General features: G+C 54.9%; 16 protein-coding genes. 4 read left to right on the top strand and 12 right to left on the bottom strand.

Features of this window, described 5'->3' with window-relative positions; genetic code table 11:
• The first annotated feature begins 33 nt into the window (after nucleotides 1-33).
• The gene (locus VGM48_RS02005; RefSeq protein WP_331576035.1) at nucleotides 34-2358 is read left to right on the top strand and encodes a BamA/TamA family outer membrane protein; all 2325 of its coding nucleotides are present in this window, start codon (nucleotides 34-36) and stop codon (nucleotides 2356-2358) included.
• A gap of 50 nt (nucleotides 2359-2408) precedes the next feature.
• Here the strand turns inward: VGM48_RS02005 and truB are convergent, their stop codons facing one another.
• Genes truB through VGM48_RS01975 form a run of 6 tightly spaced genes read right to left on the bottom strand, consistent with a single transcriptional unit; the run spans nucleotide 2409 to nucleotide 8456 of the window.
• Nucleotides 2409-3140, bottom strand: a complete 732-nt coding sequence (gene truB / locus VGM48_RS02000) for a tRNA pseudouridine(55) synthase TruB (protein WP_331576034.1) — start codon at nucleotides 3138-3140, stop codon at nucleotides 2409-2411.
• Between the two features lie 17 nt (nucleotides 3141-3157).
• Nucleotides 3158-4498 (bottom strand): DUF58 domain-containing protein, encoded by a 1341-nt coding sequence (locus tag VGM48_RS01995; RefSeq protein ID WP_331576033.1) that lies wholly within the window; start codon nucleotides 4496-4498, stop codon nucleotides 3158-3160.
• Entirely contained in the window at nucleotides 4498-5475 is a 978-nt protein-coding gene (locus tag VGM48_RS01990) for a MoxR family ATPase (protein WP_331576032.1), read from the bottom strand. Before VGM48_RS01990 ends, VGM48_RS01995 begins: the two co-directional genes overlap by 1 nt.
• 1 nt (nucleotide 5476) lies before the next feature.
• Entirely contained in the window at nucleotides 5477-6676 is a 1200-nt protein-coding gene (locus VGM48_RS01985; RefSeq protein WP_331576031.1) for a hypothetical protein, read from the bottom strand.
• Entirely contained in the window at nucleotides 6673-7509 is an 837-nt protein-coding gene (locus tag VGM48_RS01980) for a DUF4129 domain-containing protein (protein WP_331576030.1), read from the bottom strand. Before VGM48_RS01980 ends, VGM48_RS01985 begins: the two co-directional genes overlap by 4 nt.
• Complete coding sequence (locus tag VGM48_RS01975; protein WP_331576029.1) at nucleotides 7506-8456, bottom strand: stage II sporulation protein M; 951 nt, start codon at nucleotides 8454-8456, stop codon at nucleotides 7506-7508. The genes VGM48_RS01980 and VGM48_RS01975 overlap by 4 nt, the downstream gene beginning before the upstream one ends.
• Before the next feature lie 110 nt (nucleotides 8457-8566).
• Between VGM48_RS01975 and VGM48_RS01970 the strand changes: the two genes are divergently transcribed.
• Complete coding sequence (locus VGM48_RS01970; RefSeq protein WP_331576028.1) at nucleotides 8567-9328, top strand: RDD family protein; 762 nt, start codon at nucleotides 8567-8569, stop codon at nucleotides 9326-9328.
• On the opposite strand, the gene VGM48_RS01965 is transcribed toward VGM48_RS01970, so the two are convergent.
• Both VGM48_RS01965 and proS read right to left on the bottom strand, forming a co-directional pair.
• Nucleotides 9318-9779: a hypothetical protein gene (locus VGM48_RS01965; RefSeq protein WP_331576027.1), complete on the bottom strand. Its 462-nt coding sequence runs from the start codon at nucleotides 9777-9779 to the stop codon at nucleotides 9318-9320. The genes VGM48_RS01970 and VGM48_RS01965 overlap by 11 nt on opposite strands.
• A 170-nt stretch (nucleotides 9780-9949) precedes the next feature.
• Nucleotides 9950-11425 carry a proline--tRNA ligase gene (gene proS / locus VGM48_RS01960; RefSeq protein ID WP_331576026.1) on the bottom strand — a complete coding sequence of 492 codons (1476 nt, stop codon included), beginning with the start codon at nucleotides 11423-11425 and terminating at the stop codon, nucleotides 9950-9952.
• Nucleotides 11426-11554: 129 nt separating this feature from the next.
• On the opposite strand from proS, the gene VGM48_RS01955 reads away from it, so the two are divergent.
• On the top strand, nucleotides 11555-12343 hold the full coding sequence (locus tag VGM48_RS01955; protein WP_331576025.1) for a hypothetical protein: 789 nt from the start codon (nucleotides 11555-11557) through the stop codon (nucleotides 12341-12343).
• An 87-nt stretch (nucleotides 12344-12430) separates the two neighbouring features.
• Nucleotides 12431-13987, top strand: a complete 1557-nt coding sequence (locus tag VGM48_RS01950; protein ID WP_331576024.1) for a hypothetical protein — start codon at nucleotides 12431-12433, stop codon at nucleotides 13985-13987.
• On the opposite strand, the gene VGM48_RS01945 is transcribed toward VGM48_RS01950, so the two are convergent.
• The 4 genes from VGM48_RS01945 to VGM48_RS01930 all read right to left on the bottom strand — a co-directional run bounded on the left by VGM48_RS01945 (nucleotide 13965) and on the right by VGM48_RS01930 (nucleotide 16491).
• A complete protein-coding gene (locus VGM48_RS01945) occupies nucleotides 13965-14213 on the bottom strand; it encodes a hypothetical protein (protein WP_331576023.1) in 249 nt (82 codons plus the stop codon). The genes VGM48_RS01950 and VGM48_RS01945 overlap by 23 nt on opposite strands.
• The gene (locus VGM48_RS01940; protein ID WP_331576022.1) at nucleotides 14210-14395 is read right to left on the bottom strand and encodes a hypothetical protein; all 186 of its coding nucleotides are present in this window, start codon (nucleotides 14393-14395) and stop codon (nucleotides 14210-14212) included. Before VGM48_RS01940 ends, VGM48_RS01945 begins: the two co-directional genes overlap by 4 nt.
• Before the next feature lie 149 nt (nucleotides 14396-14544).
• Nucleotides 14545-16185: a chaperonin GroEL gene (gene groL / locus VGM48_RS01935; RefSeq protein ID WP_414711243.1), complete on the bottom strand. Its 1641-nt coding sequence runs from the start codon at nucleotides 16183-16185 to the stop codon at nucleotides 14545-14547.
• 24 nt (nucleotides 16186-16209) lie between these two features.
• Entirely contained in the window at nucleotides 16210-16491 is a 282-nt protein-coding gene (locus VGM48_RS01930) for a co-chaperone GroES (RefSeq protein WP_331576020.1), read from the bottom strand.
• Nucleotides 16492-17055: the final 564 nt, after the last annotated feature.

Raw genomic sequence — 17055 nt, 5'->3', positions numbered from 1 at the left:
TCTTTTCTCAATCCTGCATTGCTGCTCCCAACCTTGGTTTTAACCCTGCTCTTTTCCTGTACGGTTCCCCGCCACTATCAATACCACCAGCCCTTTGTCTTTGCCGTCAACGTAAAAGTGGAAGGCAACTTCCCCAGCGGAGAAAAACGCGACCTGGAAACCAGGTTATCCAACCAGCTGGACGACAGCCTTCGCCCCCAGATCGTTTCCATCATCGGGCTTTACCGCAAGGTCATGAATCCCCCGGTGTTCGATACAGCCAACATCCGCCGGAGCATCGGATTTATGAATTCCCTGCTCAATGCCTTGGGCTATAACACGCCCGCCATCAAGGATACCGTTCGCCGGGACACCGTGCGGTTCAAAAAGCACCCCGAACGCAATGAATACCGGGTGACCATCGACTTTACCATCTACCCCGGCACGCAGATGCGGCTGGACTCCATCGGGTTCAACCTGTCGACGCCGGCCCTGCAGGCCCTGGCACTCGAACACCGCAAAGAGTCCTTCCTGAAGAAAGGCCTGCCCTATTCCAAACAGCTGATGTCCAATGAGCGCGATCGCCTGGTCAACCTCTTTCATAACAACGGCTACTACTATTTTACCAAGGACGACCTCGTCTTCTTCCGGGATAGCGTCGTATCGGCGCTGATCGATCCGAACCTGGACCCCTTTCAACAGGCAGCGCTGCTGGAAGAATTGAAAAAGAAACGGGAACATCCCACGATCAATGTCGAGGTAAGCGAACGCCCCGTCCATGATTCCACTCACATCACCAAATACTATGTCGGTCACATCAACGTCTATCCCGACTTGCCGATCATTATCGAGGATACGGTGACGGTAAGCAATATCGACACCAGTGCCGCCCGCGGTATCACGCTGATATCCCGCGCCAATAAGTTCAAGCCCTGGGTCATTACCGATAATGTATTCGTACGGCCCGGCAGTCTCTACCGCCAGCAGAACGTGATCCGTACGCTCAACCGGTTCAACCAGATGGGCGCCTGGCAACAGTCCACGATGAGCTTCACGCCCTCAGACAGCAGCGACTCCGTCCTCGACGGAACGCTAAAGCTCTATCCCGCGGTAAAACAGTTCTTCAACGCCGACTACGAAGTGGCCCGCAATACCAACGATATCGTCACGGCCACCAATCTTTTCGGGATCAATGCCAACCTCGGGCTGCGGAACCGCAACGCCTACAAACAGTCGGTGCTAACCTCCACCACGCTCCGGGGCGGTGTCGAACTGGGGTCCGATTTCATCCAGACCACGCAAGCCAGCATCTCGCACACCATTTCCTTCCCCCGCCTGTTACCCCGCCAGCTAAGGCTTCTCTTTGGAAGACAGGGCCGCCTGGACAGTCTCCGCTCCGTGGTGAACGTCAACGCATCGTATATCGATCGCCACCAGTTCTTCACCATGCGGTCGATAAACGGGTCCTTCGGCTGGGAACGGACCTGGGGCAACCGCTCACTCCTTCTCCGGCCGATCAATATCGAATATACCCAGCTCAGCAAGACCGACAGCTTCAACTCCTATCTGCAAAAGGTCCCTTCTTTGAACCTGGCCTTCAAAAGTGGACTCGTACTCAGTTCACAGGTCGTCTATAAGATATTCAACAAATACGGCAGACATTCCGACTTCGTGTCCTTCAGCGGGGAAAGCAGCGGCGGGCTGGCCGGGCTCATCTCCCGGAAACTCGATGAAGGCGCGCTCTGGCGCTTTGTCAAGGGAGAAGTGGATTACCGGCACCATATCGACTATCGCCGCAGCCAGCTGGCCTTTCATGCCTATGCGGGTGCCGGCTGGGCCTATGGCCGGGAAGGCTCGGGATGGGAGCAGACCCTCCCCTTCTACAAAGCCTTTTTCGCAGGCGGCCCCAACAGCATGCGCGGCTGGCAGGTCCGGCAGTTGGGACTGGGCTCCTCCAAATTTTATGACACCGCGGGCAAGGCCTCGGGCACCTATCCGCTCGACCGTTTCGGCGACGTGCAATTGGAAGGCAATATCGAGTATCGCTTTCCGATAGGCACACTCTTCAACAGCGTCAAGGTTCTTAGCGCCATATATGTGGATGCGGGCAATATCTGGGACCGCCATGTGCTGATCGACAGTCCCGCCATCACAAAAGAGGCCGATAAGGGAAGTGATTTTCAGTTCAACCGCTTCTACCGGGAATTTGCCGTCGATGCCGGCACCGGGTTGCGCTTCGACTTCGACTGGTTCATCATCCGGTTTGACTGGGCATATAAGCTAAAAGATCCACAGCGACAGGATCACAGCGAAAGCTGGTTCTATGATATGCAGCTCTTCAAAGGACAGTTCCAGCTGGGCATCGGCTACCCCTTCTAACGGCGGCTGCCCCTTCTAACGGCGGCTATCCCTTCTAGCGGCTGCCCCTTCTATTCGCCCGACGGCTGCCCCGCAGGCTCACCCCGCTCCAAGGCATCGAATTTTCCCTGAATATACTCCTCCGCCGCGGCGATGCTCATCGCCTGGTCGGCCCGGAATTCCCCGATACGCGTCCGGCGCAGCCCGCTGAGATAACCGCCGCAACCAAGAACGGCGCCAAGGTCATTGGCCAGACTGCGGATATACGTTCCTGTTGAACAAACCACCCGAAACTCCAGCACGGGCATCCGGAAATCCGTGATCGCAAATTCGCTGACCACAACCCGCCGCGCCTCGAGCTTTACGTCTTTACCCTTGCGGGCCAATTCATAAACCCGCTTCCCGCCCACCTTTATCGCCGAATGGATCGGCGGCGTCTGCCAGATCTCGCCCGTGAACTCGCGGGCGATGGTCTCCAGCACCACTTCCGGCGTCAGCCCGGCAGGGTCCTTTCCCGGCTGCGGTTCGCTTTCCAGGTCGTAGGTAGGGGTGCTGGCACCCAGGACGATCGTCCCGGTATATTCCTTTTCCTGCGCCATAAAATCGTTGATTCGTTTGGTGAACTTCCCCGTACAGAGGATGAGCAAACCCGTTGCCAGGGGATCCAGGGTGCCCGCATGGCCGACCTTTTTTGTCCTCACCAGCCGGCGCAGTTTGCGAACGACATCGAAAGAGGTCCAGTCAAGCGGTTTGTCGATAAGGAGCACCTGGCCCTGCTCGAACAAATGGGGAGTCGGTTCCATCGCACCAAAGATAAGACTCAGATAGCGAGCCGGGCCTTTATCTCCAGGTATTTATTGACGGTCTGCACGGTGAGGTTCTCCGGCGCCGTAAGGATCGTGGCGATACCATGCTGGTTAAGCTCCTTGACGATAAGCCGCTTCTCATAAGCGAATTTGTCCGCGATGGTCTTTACATATACCCCTTCGATGTCTTCCGCCGATTGCTCCCGCAGCTGCCGCAACCCGGTATTCTCGAAGAACACCACCAGCAGCAGGTGCCGGCGGGCGATAGCCCGGATATAGGGCATCTGCCGCTCGAGCCCGGACAAGGATTCGAAATTGGTGAACAACACGATCAGGCTTCGCTGGGTGATCCGCGTCCTGACCATCGCATATAGTTTCTCATAGTCCGTCTCCTGCCAGCGGGTCTGCTGATTGTAGAGGACCTCGAGGATGCTGGTCATCTGCATCGACCGGCGGCCCGCCGGCAGGAAAGTGCCGATCTGGTCGCCAAAAGTAAGGAGCCCCGCCTTGTCCTGCCGGATCAGCGCGACATGCGACAATACGAGCGCGGCATTGATGGCATAGTCGAGGAGGCTCATGCCGTCAAAGGGCATCTTCATCACCCGGCCCTTATCGATAAGACAATACACCTGCTGGCTTTTCTCATCGGTAAAGGTATTGACCATCAGCTGCCCGCCCTTGCGCGCCGTAGCCTTCCAGTTCAGGCTGCGGATATCGTCTCCCGTGACATATTCCTTTATCTGCTCGAACTCCAGGCTATGTCCCAGTTTGCGGATGCGCTTGCTTCCGCTCTCGGCGAGATTATTGGAAGCGGCCAGCAAACTGTACTGCCGCAGGGCCAGATAAGAGGGCAGCACCCGAACCGTCGTCTCGGCCTGCACGATGCTCCGGCGGATCAGCAGCCCAAAAGGACTTTTGATAAAGAGGTTGATGTTATGAAAGATATACTCCCCCCGCTCCTTCGGCCGCAGGCTATAGTCCAGCACTCCGCTTGCCCCCGGCTTCAGGTCGGCAGTAAGGGAAAAGTCACGCTGCTGGAATTGATCGGGCAGTTCGTCGATGATCTTCAGCCGGACGGGGAAGGGATAATCGTTCCTCAGGAATATTTGCACCGGATTGTTGTCGCCGTTGCTCATCCGGTCGGTGAGTTCGCGTTTCGCCGGCACCGGGTCCTTTCGAAGAAACAGCACGACATAATCGAGGATCGTCACGATGGTGAAGAAGAGCAGCAGCAGCTGGGCCACCGTGAAAAGAAAGGGCACCGCATACGCCACCACGAAGACGGCGATGATCCCGACAAAAAGCCAGTAAAAGCGCCGGGAGAAATAGAGCGATATATAGAATCTTTTTAGCATCAGCGGGGTACCTCTATCGATTTTACTATTTCAGCGATGACCTCGTCTGTCGTCGTTCCTTCCATTTCCTTCTCAGGGGTAAGCACGAGCCGGTGCCGCAGGACGGAGGGAGTGATATAAACGATATCCTCGGGTGTCACGAAGTCGCGGCCCCGCATCGCCGCCAGGGCCTTCGCGCCATTCAGGATGCCGATGGACGCCCGCGGCGACGCCCCTAAAAAGATCGCTTTATGATCGCGCGTTGCCACTACGATGGCCGTTATAAAATGGATCAGCTTTTCTTCGATATGCAGCCCCCGCACCTTGTCCCGCAATTGCTGGATCCGGACGCCGGGAATAACGGGATCCACCGTCTCGATCCGCTGATCGCCCTTCATCAGATGGTGATTGGAAACGATATGGAATTCTTCCTCCTGCGTCGGATATTGAACCCTGATCTTAAAGAGAAAGCGGTCCAGCTGCGCCTCAGGCAAATGATAGGTCCCTTCCTGCTCGATAGGGTTCTGCGTGGCGACGACCATGAACGGCGCCTCCAGGTGATAAGTATGCCCATCCACCGTGATCTGCCGCTCTTCCATGACCTCGAACAACGCGGACTGCGTCTTGGCCGGGGCACGGTTGATCTCGTCGATGAGCACGATATTGCTGAAGATGGGTCCGTGCTTGAACTGGAAGTTGTTATCCCGGGGGTTGAACACACTGGTGCCGATAACATCGCTCGGCATCAGATCGGGGGTAAACTGGATCCGCGAAAAGCCTACGGAGATCACCCGGCTCAGCAGCTTTGCCGTCAGCGTCTTGGCGACACCCGGCACCCCTTCGATAAGGATATGCCCGTCCGCAAGGATGCCCGCCAGCAGCAGCTCGATCATCCCCTCCTGGCCGACAATGACCTTTCCGATCTCTCCCTTCAGTTGCTCCACCGCCTGTCTCAGATCATCGAGATCCGTCCGTTGTTCGAATAAATTCTCTTCCATATTAGGTATGTTTATAAAATTCCTCCAGTTGACGATGGAAATCCAGCAGTTCCTCATCCGGCAGATGGCCTCTCTGCGGCAGCTGCCGGATATAATCAACAAGCCCCTGCAACTGCTCCTTCGGATATCCCGTCCGGTAAGCAAGCCGCTGGACGAAATCCTCATCCAGCACCGTTGCCGGCAAGTGATAATGGGTGCGGACCTGGTCCTGGAAATGCATGGCCATCTTCCCCGCCAGGTTGCGGTTATCCCGGCGTTGAAAATATAGCCGGCCGATGGTCCGCACAAACTCGAGCGATGTATTTCGCAGGGGGGCGATCGTGGCGATCATCCGTTGCCGCCGCTTCGAATCGAAAATATAGATAAGCGCAAAAAGCAGGAGCAGGAGCCAGAAAGCCCAGCGCAGGGCATCATTGCCAAAGATATATTGTAAGGCGGAAAAAGAACGCCGCGGTTGACCATACCGGAAATAATCATTCCAGATGAATTGTTTTGTCGTCTGGGGGAGATAGGAAAGCGCATTCTCGTAATAGGCCATATTCTTCTTGTGCAGGAGAAAGAAATTGGAGAAGGCAAGCGGCGCGAAATGAAGATAGATGGCCCCGCCGCCCTTATAGCCAATACGGACAAAGTTGGGGCGTCCCCGGGCATCCCGCCCAAGCACCGAGGTATACTGGGAATCGAGCGAAGAGATATAAGTATCATAGCTGTCGCCCGGATAGGTATAGGTTTTATAACCCGCGTCCACCGGACTATAGACACCCACCGTCAGGCTGTCCATCTGTTCGCTGCCATAAAAAAAATGGAAGGCGGTGCGCAAACCCAGCGTGTGCAGCAAAGTATCGCTGATCCTGAACGCCGAGATGAATACCTGGTTGCCATCACCGACAAAATTCATCAGGGCCTTCACCTCGGCCGGCGTGGCCTCGACCGAAGACGCAATGCAGATGACGGCTTTCTTCTCCTCACCGCTGGTCATGTTCCGCGGACTCATGTTGGCGACGGAAATATCCGCGTCGGGAAAAAGCCAGGTCAACCCATCATAGGCTATCCGCGCGCCATAAGGATTATCGTCATTCCGCCGCAGCGTGACGCGCCGGTTCAGTTCCTTCCGGTTGAAGTTACAGGAGGAGAGCAATAGCAGCAGCAGTCCGGTCATCAGGCCAAAAGACAGCCCTCGATATCGGCGATTCCCGCTCATGCCTCCAGGGTTTTAAAGAAGTCCATAAAATATTCATGCAGCCGTTGGAAGGAAGCGTCGCTAAGCACGAAGTCTCCGTACCATACCCGTTCGTAGGCTCCGGTAAGAAGCCGGAAACTGCCTTCCAGGGAATGATCCTTCAACTGGCGAAGGTATTCCTGGTTGGTCGTATCCACATGCCACCGGATCAGACTCCGGGCGCTTAGCAGATGTAGTGATTTCAGATAGAGATAACGGGTAGCCTGGCGTTTGTCCCCGATCTCGAGAAAATGCCGGAGGCGCTGCTCGATATTTTCTTCCTCGGGCAGCCCTTCCGTTTCCTCCGGGCCGCCCGCCGTCCGCTTTGTGCGGCGGTAAAAGAGGGTCAGGTTGTTGTCCATCACGATGCGGATGATCGCGTAAAGCAGCAAGCCGCCAAGCAGGATGAGCACGGTGTACCGGAAGCCCTTGCTTGCCAGCACCCGGCCGAGCCAGAGCCAGAAGCCACTCGTCTTCTCCTGCCGGACCTTCCAGTAGTCCGGGTCGTTGGCATATGCAAATTTCGGATCGTGTTGCCAGCGATTGACCGTCGTATCGGGAAGATGCCGCAGTACAGGGGATTGTTCCGCCGTGGAACCCGCATTACCCGATTCAGGTACGGCCACGGTGGTCGTGTCGAGATGGGTCTTCCCTCCGGCATTCTTCCCGCCGGACGGATAATCCTCGCCGACAACAACGGTATCGGCGATGGTGGTATCCAACCGCTCTCCGGGCTTGTCCCGCTGAGCGATGGCGGAGAGGTGGCAGGTCAGCAGGAAAAGGAGGAGAATTCCCGGGTGGCGGCGGATCATCATACGGGTCTGCTTTTTTTCTCCAGCTTTATGGGATAGACGACAAAATACCAGATAACAAAGAACAGGGAGCCCGCCAGGATGGACACGCTGAGCCATATCGGCATCCGGGAATACCGGGTCACAAAACCCTCGAGGAATGCGGCTACGATAAAGACCGGCACAAGGCCGATCATCAGCTTTATCCCGTCCTTGCCGCCGCGCTTCAGCGAATCGATACGCCGGTGCGTCCCCGGGAAAAGAATGCTGTTACCCAGCACAAGACCCGCAGCGCCGGCGATGATGATCGAAGAGATCTCCAGCGTCCCGTGGATCCAGATAACCAGCACCGACTGCAGACCCAATCCCTTTGAAAAAAAATAGTATTGGAAGGCGCCGACCATGACGCCGTTTTGAAACAGTTGCCAGATCGTGCCGATGGAAAGAATAAAGCCGGCGATAAAGATCATGAAGGACACCTCGATGTTGTTGGTGGCGATGCGCAGGAACATATTCAGCTGGTCATCGCTTTTGTAGATGCCAAAAGGATCGCCCCGGGCGATATTGTCTTCGGTCATATCCACGTATCCGTCCCCAAGCACGCCGCGGACAAAGGTCTCGTCATGGGCCGCGGAAAAGGCGGCGATAACGGCAAAAAGACCGAATATGATAAAAGCGTATAGGATCTCGCGGTGATAGCGCCGCACCACGATCGGCAGCTCCGTCTTCCAGAAACGAACGATCCGGGAGGTCTCTTCCTTCTTGTTGCGATAGACGCCGAGATAGATACGCGAGGCAAGGCCGTTCAGATAGTTGGTGACCTTGCTATGCGGATAGAAGGTTTTGGAATAGCCCAGATCATTCACCAGGTCGGTAAATTGTCCCGCCATTTCATCGGGATCGGTCGCAGGTTCATATTGATATTGCTTCCACTTATCAATATTTTTTTTAATAAAGAGGCCTTCTCTCACAGGAAAAATTTAGTAGTATATTTATCCGTGGCTATATTTACCCCAATATAGCATTTTGCTGCAAAAAATTATCGGAATAAAATAATCCGGCTAAAAATGGTCCTTCTTCTATGCTGCAGGTAAAATTGGACACGGGCTTCAACATCGAAGTGGATTTCATGATCCCTGGTTTCTTCAAGCGATTCCTTGCCTGGGCCGTGGACGCCGCGATCATCTGGGCATATTATCTGGTCGGAAGCAATGTGCTGGGAAGCGCATTGAGAAATGACGGAAGTCATATCTGGATCTGGGTCCTGTTCGGACTCCCCCCCTTCCTCTATCATTTGCTTTGCGAGGTCTTCCTGAATGGGCAGAGCGTCGGGAAAAAAGCGACACGGATCAAGGTGATCTCCGCCGATGGCGGCGAACCGTCCATCAGCCAGTATCTGATCCGGTGGATGTTCCGGCTCGCAGACTTCCCGCTTTGGGTGTTTGTCGCCGTGTTCACGGGCGCGCTGCCCTGGTGGTGCACCATCTTCCTGTTCGCGGGACTCGCCTGTATCCTCGCCACTCCCTATTCCCAACGCATCGGCGATCTGATTGCCGGGACCATCCTGATAGATACCCGCAACCGCACTTCCTGGCAGGATACCGTTTTCACCGAACTGTCCGAAGACTATAAACCCCGTTATCCGCAGGTGATGCAATTGAGCGATAAGGATATCAATACCCTAAAATCGATCATCAATTCGGTGAGCAAAAGCGGGGACTATGACCTGTCCATGCGCATCGCGGACCGGATCCGAAGCCGGCTCGACATCTCCAGCGATCAGGATTCGCTCGACTTTTTACAGACTCTGCTGAAGGATTACAACTACTATTCTACGAATTGAGCCTTCCGGCGGTGATCAGCAACAGCAGCAGAAAGAGGACGAACATTCCCAGCCCGATGATCATCAGGACACCCACAAACCGGAACAGGGCCCGGACGTTCTTGAAGGCGATGTTCAGCTGTTCCTGGTCGTTGTTCTGCAACGCGATCCGCATCCGGCCGCCGAAATTATAGAGATAAAGATTGGGGAAGAAACTGACCAGCGCGATGCCGATATAGGCGGCGGCGACAGGCCCCGCGCCCATTCCACCGGAAGCAGGCGAGGTTCCCATCGAGTTGAGGAAGTTGGCCAGCAGGGTCGCAACGATAATGGCGAATACGACGAAGAGCCCACAAAAGACAAAGCCCGCAATCGCCAAAAACCGCGCCCATTTGGCGGCATCCCGCAGATAGGTCATGGAGGTTGGATCGATTTGCAGCTCGAAAAGATTTGATTGCGCCGTTGGTTCCATGGTTTTCGCTTTTGGAAAGGAATTAATTTGAAAAATGTGATATCCTCGGCATAAGGTCTTCCATGCACCTGAAAATAAAGAAAATAGCAACGCTCGCCAAGTCTTTCTCCGGCGAACGCCCGGAGTGTGTGGCGCGGCTGGTGCGCGTGCCCCACTTTTTGTCGCCGGGCCTAATACGCCCTTGCGAAAAGCACCCGCTGCTTGCTGGGCTTTCCCGTTAAAATACACTTCCCCTCTTCGGCGGGATTGTCCAGCGGGATACAACGGATCGTGGCCTTTGTCCGGTCCTTTATCGCCTCTTCGGTAGCGGCTGTCCCGTCCCAGTGCGCCAGTATAAACCCGCCCTTCTCATCCAGCAGCCGCTCAAATTCTTCCATCGTATCGGCACGCGTGATATGCGAATCGCGATAGGCCTTCGCCTTGTCATACATACTTTGCTGAATGGTTGCCAGCAGACCGCTGATATGGCTGGTCAATCCTTCCATCGGGACCGAACTCTTTTCTTTCGTATCCCGGCGGGCCACTTCGACAGTGTTGTTGTCCAGGTCGCGAAGCCCCATCGCGATCCGCACGGGGACGCCCTTCAGTTCATATTCCGCAAATTTGAACCCGGGGCGGTTATTGTCGTTGTCGTCGAATTTTACCCGGACACCGGCGGCCTTCAGCGCGGCGGCCAGTTCACGGCCCTTCGCATCCAGGGCATCCTTTCGCTCATCGCCCTTGTAGATCGGCACGATGACCACCTGCAGGGGCGCGATCCGGGGCGGCAGGACCAGCCCGTCGTCATCGCTGTGCGCCATCACCAGACCACCGATGAGCCTTGTGCTGACGCCCCAGCTGGTAGCCCAGACATAATCCAGTTGGTTGTTCTTATCCGAGAATTTTACTTCGAAGGCCTTGGCGAAGTTCTGACCCAGGAAGTGAGAGGTTCCGGCCTGCAGGGCCTTTCCATCCTGCATCAACGCTTCGATACAATAGGTGTCGACGGCGCCGGCAAAGCGTTCGTTCTCGGTTTTTACCCCCTTGATGACGGGCAGGGCCATATATTCCTCCGCAAAGCTGGCATAGATATCCAGCATCTGCCGGGTCTCTGCGATGGCTTCCGCGGCCGTAGCATGCGCGGTGTGACCTTCCTGCCACAGGAATTCCGCCGTCCGCAGGAAGAGCCTGGTGCGCATTTCCCAGCGCACGACATTGGCCCATTGGTTAATGAGCAAGGGCAGATCGCGATAACTCTTGATCCAGTCCCTGTAAGTATTCCAGATGATGGTCTCGCTGGTGGGCCGGATGATGAGCTCTTCCTCCAGTTTCGCCGCAGGGTCTACCACCACCCCTCCCCCATTGGGGTCGTTCATCAGCCGGTAGTGCGTAACCACGGCGCATTCCTTGGCAAAGCCTTCCACATGGGCGGCTTCCCTGCTGAGAAAGCTCTTGGGAATGAAAAGCGGGAAATAGGCGTTGACGTGACCGGTGTCCTTGAACATGCGGTCCAGCTGGTCGCGCATGTTCTCCCAAAGCCCAAAACCATAAGGTTTGATGACCATGCATCCCTTGACCCCGGAATGGTCGGCAAGACCGCCTTTGATCACCAGATCATTGTACCACTGCGAATAGTCCTGTGCCCGGCTTGTTATCTCTTTGTTCATATTATAAATTAATCGCCTTTTAACAAGAAAATGTTAACTTTCCAAGGAAAGGCCTCGTTATTTATTGTAACTTTACCTTAACGGTGAAGGGTTGCAAAAATAACACTTCGACGTTAAAAAACACTCGCCATGAAACATCATTTTACCCTGTTAGCCGTTGCCGCAGCCGCGGTGGTTGGAATGAGCAGTTGCTCTTCCTCCCGCAACGCGCAGACAACTGACGACATATATTACTCATCCGGCTCCGCAAGAACGGCTGTTGCCGGAACTGACAAAGGAGATTACTACAGCACGGCTCCCAGCGACAATTATGTTCGCATGAAAGCGGAAGATCCTACCCGCTGGTCCTACTTCGATGACTACAGTGCTTACGATTCCTATTATGCACCCACCTCTTCGATCGGCTTTGGCTATGGCTACCCAGGCTACGGTTTCGGCAATCCCTACTATGGCATGGGCCTCGGTCTCGGCTTTGGATACGGCTACGGTTTTGGTGATCCCTACATGGCCTGGAATAACTACTTTATGTGGAATAGCTGGTACAATCCCTATTTCTACAATCCTTACTATGGCGGCGGAGTATTCGTCGTAGGACATTCGGTTCCTACCTCCATCTACTCCAACCTCCGGCCCTTCAACTCGGTTGCCTACCGCAACGGTCTTAGCCACAACACCCGGATGACAAACAACGGCGGCGCCCGGTATTATCGCCCCGGAATGTCTTCCACTTCCAATTATAATTCCGGTCTTACCAACCGCGGCAGCAGCCGGCCCGTGAACAACACATTCTACCGCCCGACGAATCCTACCAACAACAACGGTGGATTCCGGCCTTCCTTCAGTCAGCCGACCCGGGGCTACTCGCCCTCCGGCGGTGGTGGCGGTGGCGGTGGTTTCAGCAGACCGGGACGTCACTAACTTTTACACTTACACACCCTAACCCTTCTTTACTTGAAGCTTTTAGCCTCAGCAGGCATTGTGCGAGGCTAGCCTAACACGATACATATGTATAAGCTCCTGTTTATCATAGGGATATTCCTATGCGTACAAGCCAAGGCCCAGCTACCGGAAGACGCCATGCGCGCCTCCTGGCAGACGCCCGGCGGCACTGCCCGCCAACAAGCGATCGGCGGGGTCATGGGTTCCCTCGGCGGCGATATCACGGCCGCCTATGTCAACCCCGCCGGGCTGGGTCTCTATCAAACGCGCGAGATCGTCATCAGCCCCGGCTGGCGCTTTTTGACAGACAAGGACGGCTACCTCGGCCAGACCCACAAGGCGCCCATGACCAACCAGTTCTCCCTCGGCGCCAGCGGCATCGTTCTGGGATATCCGGGCGCCATGCCCGGCGTCAACAACGCCTTTGTCCTCTCCGTCAACCGCACCGCCGACTTCAACAGCCATGTCTCCTACCAGGGGATCAACGACTACAGCTCACTCTCCGAGCAGTATGTCGAGGAGTTTGCGGCATCGGGCCTGGATATCAACGGCGGCATCTTCAGCCCCGGTCTCACCTATGGGACCCGCATGGCGCTCTATACCTCGCTGATCGACACGGCCACCATCAACGGAAACCTGCAGGTCATCGGGCAGCCTCAGAAAGCCGGCAAAGTGCTGCAACAAAACGATCTCCGGTCGAGTGGCGGCATCACCGAGATCGCGCTTTCCCTGGCCTCCGGCTATCATGGAAAATGGTATGTCGGCGGCAGCCTGGGCATCCCGATCCTCAGTTACACCCGCTACCAGACCTATACCGAATCCGACGCCGGCGGCAATCCCAATAACGATTTCGAATCCTTCACCTACAACGAGACGTATACGACAAAAGGCGTCGGTATCAACGCAAAACTGGGGACCATCTTCAGCCCTTCCCCAGCCTGGCGTGTTGGACTCGCCGTTCATACTCCCTCGGTGTTTGGACTGACCGACAGGATCAGCGCCGGCATGACCGCCAGAACAGAGAATTATACAACGCTGCGATCGGTTTCCATCAACTCGCAGGACCTGGATCAGCTCAGCAATCTCTCCCCCGAACCCAACACCTTCGACTACCGGCTTTACACTCCCTGGCACTTTCTGGTCAGCGGCAGCTATATCTTCGGCGGCGGCCAGGCCGATGCCAAAAAACAAAAGGGCTTTGTAAGCGCCGACCTCGAATACATTACCACCCACAGCCCGCATTTCAGCGCGGCCGCCAACGACGATCCAAACGGTGATCCCGGAAATGTCTTCGACCCGGTGAACGAGGCGATAAAAGAAACCTACAAGGGGACGATCAGTGCGCGCCTCGGCGGTGAGATGAAATTCGACAAATGGATGGTGAGAGCGGGCGGCGCATACTATTCCAATCCTTATTCCGGGAGCGGGATCAAAGCAGACAAACTTTATCTGAGCACGGGGCTGGGCTATCGCAAACAGTCTGTGTTTGTCGATCTTGCCTATGTCATGCGCTTCAGCCGCGACATCCAGATCCCCTATTATCTTGCCGATAAGGACAATATCCCCGCGACCCTGAAACAAATGGGCGGCACGGTTATGCTCACCGTTGGGCTAAAGCTGTAAGCAGCCAGGGTTGCATCATCCTGGCCCAGATGCCATATTCTTTTCCTGAAAAATGTAAACCGTCCATGGCGATAAGCCCGGGGTCTGCCGCAGCCTTACGGCTCTCCGTCGTGACATCGAGATAGCTTACGTTAAGGGCCGTCGCGATCCGGTTGTTGACGGCATTGAAGGAATCGATCTGCGCGGCGATCTTGGCCGTGTTGGTGGCGCGGGCAAAAGGAGTCACTGAATATCGGGATGGCTGCCGGGAAAAAGGATGTGCAGCGCCTGAACGGGATAGCGGGAATCCGAATCCACCGACTCGCCGATCGTATAGGAATCACCGAGCGCGAGATAGGCCGGAGCGGCTTTTTTGGGGCGTAGGGCACACAGGGCCGCGATTGCAGCGATAAGGATCAGGAGCCTCATACAATACGTACGTAAACAAAGGGAATCACAGATTCCCCGGCCGAAGGCCAATCATTAGATTTTTTTGCTTGGGGCTACTTTCCACAGAGCCCCAAAAGCAAAAAAAAACCCCGCGGATTGCGGGGTTTTGATATTTTGGATCGACTTTCTTAGTAATCCATTCCACCCATGCCCGGAGCGCCGCCGGGATGAGCATGACCTTCTTCTTTCTTAGGCTTGTCGGCGATGACACACTCGGTGGTCAGCAACATCCCCGCGATAGAAGCGGCATTTTCAAGCGCGATACGGGTAACCTTGGTAGGATCGATGACGCCAGCCTTCAGCAGGTTCTCAAACACCTCTGTACGGGCGTTGAAACCATAATCGGCCTTGCCTTCTTTCACTTTCTGTACCACGATGCTGCCTTCGATCCCGCTGTTGATCACAATCTGACGAAGCGGCTCTTCGATAGCACGCTTTACGATGGCGATACCGGTGGTCTCGTCTTCGTTGGCACCCTTCAGCTTTTCGAGGGACTCGATGGCGCGGATATACGCGATACCACCGCCGGGAACGATGCCTTCTTCAACGGCAGCACGGGTTGCATGCAGCGCGTCGTCGACCCGATCCTTCTTCTCCTTCATTTCAACTTCGGTAGCGGCACCTACATAGAGAACGGCTACACCGCCGGCCAGTTTGGCGAGGCGTTCCTGCAGTTTCTCCTTATCGTAATCGGAAGTGGTCGTTTCGATCTGAGCCTTGATCTGGTTTACGCGGGCGAGGATATCTTCCTTCTTGCCCTTGCCGCCAACGATGGTGGTGTTGTCCTTGTCGATCGCTACGGAAGCGGCGGTACCGAGATAGCTGAGGTCGGCGCCTTCCAGTTTGTAACCCTGTTCTTCGCTGATCACGATCCCCTTGGTGAGGATAGCGATGTCCTGCAGCATTTCCTTGCGGCGATCACCAAAGCCGGGAGCCTTTACAGCAGCGACCTTGATCGTTCCCCGCAGCTTGTTGACGACGAGGGTAGCCAGTGCTTCACCTTCGAGGTCCTCGGCGATGATCATCAGCGGACGACCGCTTTGAGCCACCTTTTCGAGGATATGCAGGATGTCCTTCATCGCGCTGATCTTCTTATCGTAGATCAGGATATAAGGATTCTGCAACTCAGCTTCCATCTTTTCGCTGTTGGTTACAAAATAAGCAGAGAGATAACCGCGGTCAAACTGCATGCCTTCTACCACTTCAACAGTGGTATCGGTGCCTTTTGCTTCTTCAACGGTGATAACGCCTTCCTTGCCTACTTTGCCAAAAGCCTGGGCGATCAGCTTACCGATATTGTTATCGTTGTTGGCGGAGATAGAAGCCACCTGCTCGATCTTGTTCTTGTCGTTGCCGATAGTCTGGGACTGGCTAACGAGATTTGCCACCACTTTCTCAACAGCCTTGTCGATACCGCGTTTCAGATCCATCGGGTTGGCGCCGGCAGCGACGTTCTTCAGCCCTTCAGCAATGATGGCCTGAGCGAGAACGGTAGCCGTCGTAGTTCCGTCACCGGCGATGTCGGCGGTCTTGGAAGCCACTTCCTTTACCATCTGGGCGCCCATGTTCTCGATGGGGTCTTCCAGCTCGATCTCCTTGGCAACGGTGACACCGTCCTTGGTGATGGCGGGAGCGCCGAATTTCTTTTCCAGTACTACGTTACGTCCTTTAGGTCCAAGTGTCACCTTTACAGCGTTGGCCAGCGTATCAACGCCCTTTTTCATCTTGTTGCGGGCTTCGATATCGAAGAAAAGTTGTTTTGCCATAATTATTTCAGTTAAGCTATTATCAAATTAAACAATTGCTAAAATGTCAGATTCCCGCATGATCAGGAAATCATCACCTTCGATCTGGATCTCGGTACCGGCATATTTGCCATACAATACCATATCTCCAACTTTCACTGTCACCGGCTCGTCCTTCTTGCCAGGACCGGCGGCTACTACAGTACCACGTTGCGGCTTTTCTTTTGCTGTATCCGGAATGATGATACCGCCGGCAGTTTTTTCTTCAGCGGGTGCTGGCTTCACAATTACCCGGTCAGATAAGGGGGTAACGCTTAACTTTTTGCCCATAGTTGTATTTGATTTATTGTTTTGAAAGTGATTTTCCTGCCAGACTTGGCAGGCCCGCAAAGGTAAACGAATTTCATACCAAACCGGGCGTTAATGTCATTTTTTCAGTTGCCGTAAATGCAAAAGGGGACCCCTTCAGGCCCCCTTATTGGCTATCGGCAGCATTTCTTCCTACCGCTGAACAACTTGGCTTTCAACCGAATAAAGCAGTTTTCCAAGCGATGTGATCAGGTTCGCCGGAACCCCATTTCTTTGTTGCCGAGGCCGCCACATCCGTGACAAAGACGTCAAAATCCTGACTGCCGACCTTTCCGGTCATCCTTGGATTCGCTGTGGGGTTATGCGCATTCGTCATGCTCAACCCGGTATAGGAATAATCCTTTGCCCCGGCTGCCGCCGCCACGAATATCGAAAGATTGGCGCTCAGCTTCTGAAAACCGCTGAGGTTCCCGCTTACGATGCGTGGATAACAATGGATTTACAAATATTCAAAAAGATCAAAATAAGTCACATTTTCCCCTCCCGCGCCAAATGCCTATATTTGCAGCCGCGAAAGCGTAACCT

The sequence above is a fragment of the Puia sp. genome (assembly GCF_036500295.1).
GTDB lineage: Bacteria > Bacteroidota > Bacteroidia > Chitinophagales > Chitinophagaceae > Puia.
The sequence above is the reverse complement of the archived record's forward strand: the minus strand, read 5'-3'. Positions and strand labels throughout refer to the sequence as shown.